The organism is Pirellulales bacterium (genome assembly GCA_035656635.1).
Classification (GTDB): domain Bacteria; phylum Planctomycetota; class Planctomycetia; order Pirellulales; family JADZDJ01; genus DATJYL01.
On the sequence record DASRSD010000032.1, the window covers coordinates 1 to 11,071 of the forward strand.

Annotated in this window: 11 protein-coding genes; 5 read left to right on the plus strand and 6 right to left on the minus strand. The window is 58.8% G+C overall.

The window, feature by feature from the left end:
* From feoB to VFE46_02425, 5 genes are all read right to left on the minus strand, one after another.
* The coding region (gene feoB / locus VFE46_02405; GenBank protein ID HZZ26833.1) for a ferrous iron transport protein B at nt 1-2,063 on the minus strand (2,063 nt) is incomplete at its 3' end.
* A gap of 247 nt (nt 2,064-2,310) precedes the next feature.
* A complete protein-coding gene (locus VFE46_02410) occupies nt 2,311-2,538 on the minus strand; it encodes a FeoA family protein (protein HZZ26834.1) in 228 nt (75 codons plus the stop codon).
* Nucleotides 2,539-2,541: 3 nt separating this feature from the next.
* Complete coding sequence (locus VFE46_02415; protein ID HZZ26835.1) at nt 2,542-2,808, minus strand: FeoA domain-containing protein; 267 nt, start codon at nt 2,806-2,808, stop codon at nt 2,542-2,544.
* 187 nt (nt 2,809-2,995) lie between these two features.
* The gene (locus VFE46_02420) at nt 2,996-4,708 is read right to left on the minus strand and encodes a hypothetical protein (GenBank protein ID HZZ26836.1); all 1,713 of its coding nucleotides are present in this window, start codon (nt 4,706-4,708) and stop codon (nt 2,996-2,998) included.
* A gap of 98 nt (nt 4,709-4,806) precedes the next feature.
* The gene (locus VFE46_02425) at nt 4,807-6,318 is read right to left on the minus strand and encodes a carboxypeptidase M32 (protein ID HZZ26837.1); all 1,512 of its coding nucleotides are present in this window, start codon (nt 6,316-6,318) and stop codon (nt 4,807-4,809) included.
* 212 nt (nt 6,319-6,530) lie between these two features.
* On the opposite strand from VFE46_02425, the gene VFE46_02430 reads away from it, so the two are divergent.
* Nucleotides 6,531-6,890 (plus strand): hypothetical protein, encoded by a 360-nt coding sequence (locus VFE46_02430; GenBank protein HZZ26838.1) that lies wholly within the window; start codon nt 6,531-6,533, stop codon nt 6,888-6,890.
* On the opposite strand, the gene VFE46_02435 is transcribed toward VFE46_02430, so the two are convergent.
* Nucleotides 6,869-7,108 (minus strand): hypothetical protein, encoded by a 240-nt coding sequence (locus tag VFE46_02435; GenBank protein ID HZZ26839.1) that lies wholly within the window; start codon nt 7,106-7,108, stop codon nt 6,869-6,871. The two genes, VFE46_02430 and VFE46_02435, sit on opposite strands and share 22 nt — an antisense overlap.
* Before the next feature lie 125 nt (nt 7,109-7,233).
* On the opposite strand from VFE46_02435, the gene VFE46_02440 reads away from it, so the two are divergent.
* From VFE46_02440 to VFE46_02455, 4 genes are all read left to right on the plus strand, one after another.
* A complete protein-coding gene (locus VFE46_02440) occupies nt 7,234-8,622 on the plus strand; it encodes a cytochrome P450 (protein HZZ26840.1) in 1,389 nt (462 codons plus the stop codon).
* Nucleotides 8,623-8,704: 82 nt separating this feature from the next.
* The gene (locus VFE46_02445) at nt 8,705-9,988 is read left to right on the plus strand and encodes a TIGR00730 family Rossman fold protein (GenBank protein ID HZZ26841.1); all 1,284 of its coding nucleotides are present in this window, start codon (nt 8,705-8,707) and stop codon (nt 9,986-9,988) included.
* A 2-nt stretch (nt 9,989-9,990) separates the two neighbouring features.
* Nucleotides 9,991-10,500: a type II toxin-antitoxin system VapC family toxin gene (locus VFE46_02450; protein HZZ26842.1), complete on the plus strand. Its 510-nt coding sequence runs from the start codon at nt 9,991-9,993 to the stop codon at nt 10,498-10,500.
* Nucleotides 10,497-10,661 (plus strand): hypothetical protein, encoded by a 165-nt coding sequence (locus VFE46_02455; GenBank protein ID HZZ26843.1) that lies wholly within the window; start codon nt 10,497-10,499, stop codon nt 10,659-10,661. The genes VFE46_02450 and VFE46_02455 overlap by 4 nt, the downstream gene beginning before the upstream one ends.
* Nucleotides 10,662-11,071 lie beyond the last annotated feature (410 nt).

Genomic DNA, 11,071 nt, shown 5'->3' on the forward strand with positions numbered 1-11,071 from the left:
AAGTCGACGTTTCCTAGATTATAAATTACACCCAGTGTTCCGAGCACAACTTCGCGCGCTGGAAACGAAGCAATGGCTGCGCAGCCGACGCGCCAATCCCAACCCAGCGGCCGCACGGCCGGCTCAATCCAGCGCCCCATGCGTCCCAAAATACTTTGCCGCTGATACGCGCCAACCAGCAACTGCTCGTGCTGCGCAGGATCATTGTACCGCGCGAGCTCCGCCTCCAGGTATTGTCGATGCGGATCGCCGGTCGGCAATTGTCTAATTTGTGCCGTCAGCGCCGCTTGATCGCGCTGCAAAGTTTCTTCCACCGCCGTCGGATTGTGCGGATAGTACAACAAGGCCCACACCACAATCGCCACGGCCACAATCAGTGTGCCTGCCCGTTTTACGAATGCCCAGCCGCGCTCCAACATGCGATGAATAACCAACGCCGGCGACGGAAATTTATACGGCGGCAGCTCCATTACAAACGGCGGCGTGGCTCCCCGCAGCAACGTGCGCTTCAAAATCAGCGCCACGACAACGGCCGCCACCACGCCCACCAAATACATCACTAACAGCGTCACCCCTTGCAGCGGCAAAAATCCGGCCACGTATATCTGGGCCGGAATGAAGGCCCCAATCAACAGCGTGTACACCGGCAATCGGGCGGAGCAACTCATCAGCGGCGCCACCATAATCGTCGTCAACCGGTCGCGCCGATTTTCAATCACTCGGGTGGCCATAATGCCCGGAATGGCGCAGGCAAATGACGACAACAGCGGGATGAACGATTTCCCGCTCAGACCCACGCGAACCATCAGCTTGTCCATCAAGTAAGCCGCCCGGGCCATGTACCCGCAATCTTCCAAAATGGCGATGAACATGAACAGAATCAGCACTTGCGGCAAAAACACAATCACGCTGCCGGCCCCGGCAATGAGCCCATCCACCAACAGCGACCGCGCAGCCCCGTCGGTCATGTGAGCTTTCACAAAATCGCCCAAGGCATGTGCCCCGCCATCGAGCAGCTTCATCAGCGGCTCGGCGGCGACGAATATCGACGAGAACAGGGCCACCATGACGACCACGAACACGGCCGTGCCCCATAAGCGATGCGTCAGAATGCGATCGATTTTATCGGTCAGCGTTTCGCTGCGCGCCGTCGATCGGGCAATGACGCCCTCCAGTTGCCGGCCGGCCCAATCGTAGCGAACCAGCGCTTCCACCGCCGGCACCGGCAATCCGGCCGCCGCCAACCGCGAGCGCGCCGCCTGCAGGTGCTCGCTCAGTTGCGCCGCACTTAACTTGGCTTGTCCGTTGCGGCCAATCACGCCCGAACTTTCCAAGTAACCGCTGTTGTCCAGCAACAGTCGCTCGGCCAAATATCGCGGCACAGCGTCCTCGGCGCGTTGTTCGCCGTTTACTTGTGACCTAACTTCCGCTTGCGGCTTAGCATGCAAACCGTTAATCGCACCATTGAGCGCCGCTTCCAATTGCGAAACCTCGTTGCGAAACGCTTCCGGAAACGGACTTTCTCGAGCGGGCGCCGGTCGACCCACCGTTTCGGCCAGCGCGGCTTTCAATTCGTTTAAGCCGCGGCGTTTATTTGCCTGAATCGGCACAACCGGAATGCCCAATCGCTGGGCCAACAGCGCGGCATCAATTTTCAGCCCGCGCGCCGCCGCAATATCCATCATGTTCAGCGCCACGACCGTTGGCAGGCCCAGCTCCAGCACCTGGCTTACCAAATACAAATTCCGCTCCAGATTGCTGGCATCGACAATGCAAATAATGGCCTCGCACGGAGTATCATCGCGGCGGCCCAATAGCACGTCGACCACCACCATTTCGTCCGGCGAATGCGGCGCTAAGCTGTACGTGCCGGGCAAATCGACCACCGCCCACCGCTGCCCGCCATGCTGCATGTGCCCCAATTTTTTTTCGACGGTAACGCCGGGATAATTGCCGATCCGCTGCCGCACGCCGGCCAGCGCTGTAAACAGCGTCGATTTGCCGGTGTTAGGATTTCCCACCAGCGCGACCGTCACCGTTTTTTGCAAACTCGCGCTGGACATGTTGAGCAAGTGATTTACAAAAACCGCGATAGGACCGTCATCCAATCAAACGTCATCGAAATCAACTATCTAATCAATAGCCGGAGGCTCACAGGCCTCCGGAGAATTGCCACGAAATTATCCATTCTTGCGCGCCTCCGGAGGCCGTGGGCCTCCGGCTAGAAAGGAATTGAATGTGCACCAATTTCAATCTTGTTGTTCCACCAGCTGTTGCTACCAGACCACCAGACTACCAGACACCAGACTACTAATCCGTCTCCACTTCCACCCGTGCCGCTTCGCTGCGGCGCACGCTCAGTCGATAACCGCGCAAGGCCAGCTCAATTGGATCGCCCAGCGGCGCAACGCCCAGCACTTGCACCTCGACACCGGGGGTGAGGCCCATTTCCATCAGCCGGGCGCTCACTTCATCGAACTGATTGACTCGCACTACCCGACCCCGTGCCCCTACGGACAACTGCGCCAGGGTGGTCACGATTCAGTCCTCGCACTCAACCAGCACGTTGAGTAGTTCGTTGCCGCGAATGCAGAGCTTGTTTCCCTGCAGCCGGACAATGCAGGGGCTGCCGGCGCTCACCATTTCCAAAGCGGCGCCGTGTTGGAAGCCCAGCTCCTTCAGCCGCTGCACTTGATCGGAGCGGCCCACTACTTGCGCCACGCTTGCGCGCTGGCCGGCCGACACACGACCCAACGGCATAAGCCGATGGGTTAAGCTGGCTGCGGCGGTATTCTTATTGAGACTCATTCTCACTCTCCGTCCCCGATTCTAATACTTTCATCCACCACAAGCAAGAGGCTGAGAAGAGAATCCAATGCAATGCGGGATGGGGAATGCGGAATAATGAGTTGCGGGCAGAAAATGGGCCCATTCAGCCATGGTGCTGGCATTCCCCATTCCCCATTTGGCTTTACCCAAGCCCGAGCTTGAAACTCTATGGGTTTGCCGCCGGCATCGGCTTCTCAACCACCGCACCCCATACCACTTGGTCATCCTTGCCGGCGTACTGGGGCAGATTTTGCTGCGGATTGGGAACGATCACCCCCAGAACCACGGCCATATCGTGGGGGGAAATCTCGGGCTTCTCGGCACTGATGACGGAAACATCCAGGTCGTGGCCCAAGACTTTGATGGTGGTACAAAATTGTTTGCCCAGCGGATCCACGCTCTGCACGGCGCCGGCCAGCACAATTCCGCGGCTGGCACGATTGGGAATGCTGAGCCAGTGCCCGGCCAGCGTGCCCAGGTCTTCCAATTTGGCGCGATCGTCCACTGCGTGCAACACAAAAGCAGCGGCCGTGGAGCGAGCAATTTGCCGATCGTCGTTCTGGTTGCGCAGCAGCGTCACGGTTTCGGCCAGCTTGGCCAGTGCAATGTAATTTTGCTTCCGCAGCTCGGCTACCGCTGGCGAATCTTTGGCATTTCCGTTATTGGCCCGCGCCGACTGAAACGCGGCATCCGCTTGCGTGGCTGCGGTAAACGCTTTCGAAACATCATCCAAAGAATAGATGCTGTCGCTTTTTGGGCCGTCCGGTTCCGTGGGGGCAGGCGTTGTCGGCTGCGGCAAGGGCGGCAGCGCAGGATGCGTTTGCGCTTCAGGAGTCACCGGTGTGAATGGAGATGTTTCGTTGTTCGAGACGGGCCCTGTTACCGAGCTCGGTGAAGGTACCGACGACCCTGGCCCGGGAACTGGCGTCGAACTGGTGATTGCCGATCCAGGCGTTCCGTTGGACATGTTGCTTTCCGTGGCCGTGGGACCGGAAACCGACGCGGGCCGATTTCGAGTAATCACAATGCCGTTGCCGCGCACCGTGTCACTGCTGCTAGGCGGATTGGTTGCATCCGCGGACGAAGCCGATCTCAACGGCTCGGGCACCATCGATTGGGGCAAATATTTCGCTAAATCGAACGGATCGACTTTGAAGCCCCACAATAGCACGCCGAAGGCAATGGCGCAGCCAGCGATGCCGCCGACCACAATCAGCGCCAGCTCAACAACAGGATTGCGGCGCTTGGCGCGGCGAAACCCGCGCGTTCGCTTGGGGGGCAGCGGCGGAAAGAACATCGGCGCATTCCCCTCCGGCGGCGCGTTCCAGGGCTCGTTCGCCGCCGCGCCGCTAGCGGCAACGTTGGACATCGGCACGGCGCGCGTGGGCATGGGGGTTGGCCGGGCAGCGGGCATTTCGGGACTCAATTGCAAATCGTCTCCCGGGGTGTTTTCGTCCGCCGTAATTTGCGAAGCCACCGTCGGCGCGAATGTTACATCGGCCGAAAAGGTTTGTTGCGGCGCAACAACCGTTTCTCGCTCCGGATTGATGAGCAAATCGGGAATGGACTGATCTGACTTGGGCCGCGCCAGCTTGCTCATCGGCAAGCGCCGCGTTCCACTCAGGCCAATGCCCACAGCACCTTCATCCGGATCGCCCAAGCCTGCCTCGGCATCGGCCAAGGCCACATGCGCTTCTTCCTCGGACCGGGGCGAAGCAATTATTTCCAGCGCCGGCGGTACAAAATTCAGCGCTTCCTGCAAAGTAAATTCGCTCTGGCACAGCGGACAGCGCACCCACACGTCTGTCGCGGACGATTGATCCCCGGCAGGCAGCGAAACCATCCGGCAGCATTTCGGACATGTGGCGGAATTGGGCATGTCAGAACCGTTCTCGCTGCAGTGGTTGGTGGCGGAGGTTTCACCCCTACCGTTAGTTTACTTCCTGAACGGGCCCAACACAGCATCGTTTTCCGCGATCACTTCAGGCCGTACAACGGGCCGAATTTGCCTTTCAGATATGCCATGAGGGGCGCGTGCGACAACGGCTTGCCCGTGATGCGCTGGACCAATTCGTCGGCCGTGTAACATTGGCCGGCCCGGTGAATGTGCTCGCGGAGCCATTTTTTCAGCGGCTCAAATTCCCCGCGCTCGAATTGCCGGTGCAGGCCACCCAGGTCCTGATCGGCCTGCTCGAAAAATTGCGCGGCATATAAATTTCCCAGCGCATACGTGGGGAAATAACCGACTAGCCCAGCGCTCCAGTGAATATCTTGCAGCACGCCCTGGGCATCGTTGGGCGGCGTAATGCCGAGGTAATGGTGATACTTTTCGTTCCAGGCGGCCGGCAGATCGGCGCACTTCAAATCGTCGGCCACCAGCGCCTGCTCCAGCTCAAAGCGAATTAACACGTGCAAATTGTACGTGGCCTCGTCGGATTCCGTGCGAATGAGCGAGGGCCGCACGTCGTTGATGGCCGCATAAAAATTGTCGAGCGAAACTCCTCCCAGCGCTGGCGAAAACCGCCGCTGCGCTTCGCCGTAAAAATGCTTCCAGAACGGCTTGCTCCGCCCGACAAAGTTTTCCCACATTCGCGATTGCGATTCGTGAATACCCAGCGACACCGCTTCGCCCGGCGGCAGGCCGTACCACTCGGTGCGCAGCCCCTGGTCGTAAATGCCGTGCCCGGCCTCGTGCAGCACGCCGAAAAACGCGCCGGGAAAATGATGCTCGTTGTACCGCGTGGTAATGCGGGTATCGTGTGGACCGTTGTTGGTACAAAACGGATGGGCCGTGACATCCAGCCGTCCGCGTTGAAAATCGAACCCGCACTCGGCAGCCACGTGCTTGGCGAACTGTTCTTGCTCGGCCAGGGCATATTGGCGGGTTACAATTTCGACGTTCGGCTTTCGGCTGCTGGCGCCAATGGCCGCCACCAGCGGCACCAATTGTTCGCGCAAGCCCGCCAGCACCTGCGAAATTTGCGAAGTGCGGCCGCGGGGCTCGTAATCGTCCAACAGGGCGTCGTAGCGGTTTTCTTCGTAGCCCAGCGCTTCGGCTGCTTCGCGCTTCAATTGAAACATTTTTTCCAATAGCGGCAGGAACGATTTAAAATCGTCGTTCGCTCGAGCCGTAAACCACGCCTGTTGGCCCAAGACCGAAGTTCGCGCCAGCTCCTCGACCAGCGCTTGCGGCAACTTTACGCGGCGATCGTATTGCCGCTTGAGTTCCCGGACCGTAGCGCCCCGATCGCTGTGCGAATCGGCAGGCTGTTCGGCCAATTCGGTCAGCCACTGGCCTAGCCGCGGATCGGTGCGGCGGCGATGCAACAAGCCGGCCAGCAGCGTCATTTGGTCGGCCCGATATTCGCCCGCCGCCAGCGGCATGTGCGTGCGTTCGTCCCACCCCAACAGCGATTCGATGGATTGAAACAGCGCCGTTTCGCGCGTGTGGCTGGTAAGTTGCTCGTACGCGGAATCGAGATTTGGCATGACGATAAGATTGAAAATGGTGGTGTCGATCGAGTATAAGGCGGTCGTTTAGCCGCGACGCGGAGTCTGCGGAGCGGAGGTACCTACCGCAGGGGCCGTGTATTTGCCAATCTACCGCTTGGGAAAAACCGTGCTAGCACGCGCGGCGAAAAAAATCGTCACCGGCGGCCAAATTCGTCAAATTCTGCGCCCGTCCACAACCGATAAACAGATTGAAGCAGGGTGGGCAAAGCGGTGCTAGCTGGTTTGGCTGGCCCGGCGGCGAATCGCGGCGGCGTGCCACGGTTAGCCAAGCAAAATACACCCCCGTCAAGGATGACGCCATGGCTACAGCAGCGCGACGCTTCAAAGTTTATTACGGTCCGGAATCGGAAACCACCACCGCCGGTACGCATCAGGCGGCCTCGCAAACGGTCACGGTTTCCTTGGGCGAAGTGTTGCCCTTGCTGGCCGATGCTGTGAACAGCCGACGCACCTGGCTCAAAGATTTCGCCAACGACGAAATCACCATTTCGGCCGATCTGTACGAAGTGATTTTGGCCTACCAGCATCACATTCGTCCCTCGGCCTGATGCCCGGGCCGTCCAGCGTTGGAAGCGACTTCCATTGCCTCAGGGCCGGCGCGCAGCCACTCCGTGAATCCGCCCGTCGAAATAATTTGAAATTTCAAGGCCCCGCTGTAACGCGGGGCTTTTTTTTGCGCTAGGCAGGGTAGAGGCACAAAGCCCCACACGCCGGGAATAAAATTCACCCCGTCGGTTCGCCGGCAGCCGCTTCTGACGCCGACCACGCACCTAAGCATCCATTTTGAAAATGCTGTTGGTTCGGCGTCACAAGCCGCTGCCTGCGACTGTTTTTCGCCACGCCTTCCAGTTAAGCTTGCATCACGCTTTGCACCCTAGGACCCGCCCGCTCATGCCTGCACACCGTCTGCCGCCCAGTCCCCCCGGACGCTGGCCACTGGGAAATTTGCCCGACTTCCGCCGCGACATGCTTGGCTTTTTCACGCGCTGTGCCCGCGAGCATGGCGATTTTGTGGCCGTGCGCTTGGGTCCGCGACGGGTGAACTTGGCTTTCCATCCCGATTTCGTCGAGCAAGTGCTCGTTACCGAGAACAAAAAATTCGGCAAAAGCTACGTGTTCGAACTGCTGCGGCCCATGCTGGGCAACGGCCTCTTGAACAGCGAAGGCGAATTCTGGCTGCGGCAACGGCGGCTCATGCAGCCGGCCTTCAACAAAAACAGCGTGAACAACTATGCTGGTGCCATCGTCAGCCACACGCAGCGGCTATTGAACGAATGGAACGATGGCCGACAAACCACGCTGCACCAAGAAATGTCGCGGCTCACCCTGGCGATTGTCGGCCAGGCGCTCATGGATCTGGACCTGGGCGATGTCAGCAACCAGGTCGGCCCGCCGCTGGAAAGCGCCATGCGCGATTTCAGCCATCGCTTCGAAAGCGCCTGGAATCCTCCGATTTGGGTCCCCACGCCGCGCAACCGCCGGGCCAAGCGCAATGTGCGGCAGTTGAACGAAGTGGTCAATCGCATCATCCGCCAGCGGCGCGAAAGCGGCGGCGACCGGGGCGATTTGCTTTCCAAGCTCATCGGCGCGCGCGACGAAGTCGATCACACCGGCATGACCGACCGCCAACTGCGCGACGAAGTGATGACGCTATTTCTGGCCGGCCACGAAACCACCGCCAACGCTTTGGTATGGACGTGGTATTTGCTCGCGCTCAATCCTGATGTCGAACGACGCCTGCTGGCCGAAATTTCCAGCGTGGTGGGTGATCGCTGGCCGGAGCTGACCGATGTGCCGAAGCTCACCTACACCGAGGCCGTGCTAAAAGAAGCCATGCGATTATTCCCGCCGGCCTTCGCCTTCAGTCGCCGCGTGCTGTCGCCGGTTACGATTGGCGGCTACGATTTGCCCGTCGGCAGCGCGGTGCTGATGAGCCAATGGGTGATGCATCGCGACCCGCGCTGGTTCGATCAACCCGAGAGTTTTCTCCCCGAGCGCTGGCTATCCGAAGTCCCATCACCCTCTCTCCCCATCACCCCATCACCCTCTCTCCCCATCACCCCATCAACTCGCCCGCCCTACGCCTACTTTCCCTTCGGCGGTGGTCCGCGCATTTGCATTGGCAACACATTTGCGATGCTGGAAATGGTGCTGGTTGTGGCGGCCATCGCCCCGCGCTTCCGCTTCGAGCTGATCGAGCCGGAAAAAGTTCGCCCCTGGCCCTCGGTCACGCTCCGTTCCAACAACGGCGTTCCGGCCATCATTCATCCGCGGCATTAGATCTATCTGGCGTGTGCCGTCCCTCGTTATAATAGGGCATCAATACACATGCGTAATGCCATATTGTGGAAGAGTCAGCTACATGGAAGAGCGAAAGAATCCGTCCGCACCTGCGCCCCCGTCTAAATCGAACTCGCCGCAAGCTCCCACCGCCGGCTCGCCGCAATCTGCCACAGGCAACGCCTCTCCAAACGGCGCGGTTCCGGCTGCATCGAATGCTGGCCCGGCCAATGTCAACCCAGTCAGCCCGGAAGCGGTCAAAGTCGCCTCGCAAGAGCTGGCCACGGCCCTCATCGCCGCCGCCACCGACAACGTCGCCATTTCAGCCGGCCTCACCCCCGCGGTCGCCACAGACCAATTAAAAAGTCTCGATCGCCAGCGGATTGCCGACCTCATCGAGCAAATTAAAGAATCGGCCGACAAGCTCGCCGCCGACCAGCCCAGCCGTGGCGATCTGAAAATTCTCAGCCGCACCATGCGCGAGCTGCGCTACGCCTTCAAGGTGTTTTCGCCGTATCGCTCGCATCGCAAAGTCACGGTATTCGGCTCCGCCCGCACCCGGCCCGATAAACCCACATATCAACAGGCCGTCAAATTCGGTCGGGCGATGGCGGAAATTGGCTGGCTGGTGGTCACCGGCGCGGCCAGCGGCATTATGGAAGCCGGGCATGTCGGCGCCGGCCGCGAAAACTCGATGGGGCTGAACATCATGCTCCCCTTCGAGCAATCGTCCAATCCCATCATCGCCGGCGATCCCAAGCTGGTGCACATGAAATACTTTTTCACGCGCAAGCTGATGTTCGTGAAAGAGTGTGATGCCGTGGCCTTGTTCCCCGGCGGCTTCGGCACGCTGGATGAAGGGCTGGAAGTGCTCACGCTTTTGCAAACCGGCAAGCGAGACATGGTGCCGGTGGTGTTCGTCGACGAGCCGGGCGGAAAATTCTGGCAGCCGCTGCTGGAATTCTTCACCAACCGCTTGCTGGCCGACGGCATGGTCTCGTCGGAAGATTCGTCATTGTATCGATGGACCGATTCGGTCGAAACCGCCGTTGGCGAAATCCAACAGTTCTTCCGCGTCTATCACAGCATGCGCTATGTGAAGAACAAGCTCGTGTTCCGCCTGCAAACGCCGATTGGCGAACAACTGCTGGCCGACATCAACGCCCGCTTCCGCGATATTTTAGTCGACGGCGGCTTTACGCTGGACGGCCCACAAAAAGAAGAGCGCGACGAACCGGCGTTAATTTCCCTGCCGCGCCTGGTGTTCCACTTCAACCGCCGCAGCTTGGGGCGATTGCGGCAGTTGATTGACACTATCAACGCCGGCAAAATTCTCGCCTCGAACCGTGGCACACTGGCTAATTGATTATGCCCGGCAAGCCGACGATCTATCTCGATACTTCCATCATCTCGGCATATTGGCACGAATCCGCGGATGTCCTGGCAAGCAGTCGGCGTTTGCTCACTCGACAATGGTGGGACGAGGAGCGGCGCTATTTTAAAGTGTTCACTTCGTCGATCACGGAAGACGAACTTGCCGCCGGAGACTTCCCGCGCCAACAGGACTGCTTAAAAATGATTCGCAAGTTGCCTTACTTGCCGATCGACGGACGTGTTGCGAGCTTGGCCGAAACCCTGCTAGCTAAACAGCTTGTCCCAGCTTCGAAACCTCGTGACGCACTTCAGATGGCAATCGCCACCGTGTTTGAGATAGACTATCTATTGACCTGGAATTACGCACATTTGGCGAATCCAGTTGTACAACAGCGATTGGCTGCGCTGTGCGACAAATTGGAATTGCGTGTCCCCTCGATGGTTTCACCGGAAAGCATCCCGAAGGTGGCTTTGAGCCAAATAATTCGGAGAAAACCAAAATGATCAAAGACCTCATTGTTGAGGAAGTACATCGGGTCAGCGAAATGCTGATCAAAAAACACGGCGGACTGCGCGGCTACATTAAGCACTTGCAGGCTCTGGACAAGGCCAAAAAACATCGCCCCACCCGCCGCCGACCCACTCGCCGCAAACGCTCCGCTTAATTCCAGAGCTGTTTTCTCAACCAATTTCAACGCCGCTGTTTGGCCCGCCTGCGGCAGTTGATCGATGCGATCAACCGCGGATCGACTCTGAATAGGTAGTTTCAGACCAAGATAACGGAGAGAGCGACGATTCCGACCGTTCACTCGACGAGGGCTGATAAGGTCGAGCCATGGCATCTTGCAAGCTTTGAGGCAGCGGTAATGCGGTTGCCCAGAGCAGACAACCAAGAAAAGAAATAGTTAAAGTGATTAACCAAAACCACGACCAACACTTTTCCTTTTGGATTTCGCTTCTACTTCGATTCTCCAGCTTTTGCAATGGATAATGTATAGACACCCAATCTTTTCCCGCTCTAAAGAGAAGAACGGTTGACAGCATAGCGAGATGTGCAGGGATTACGTGAGCATTG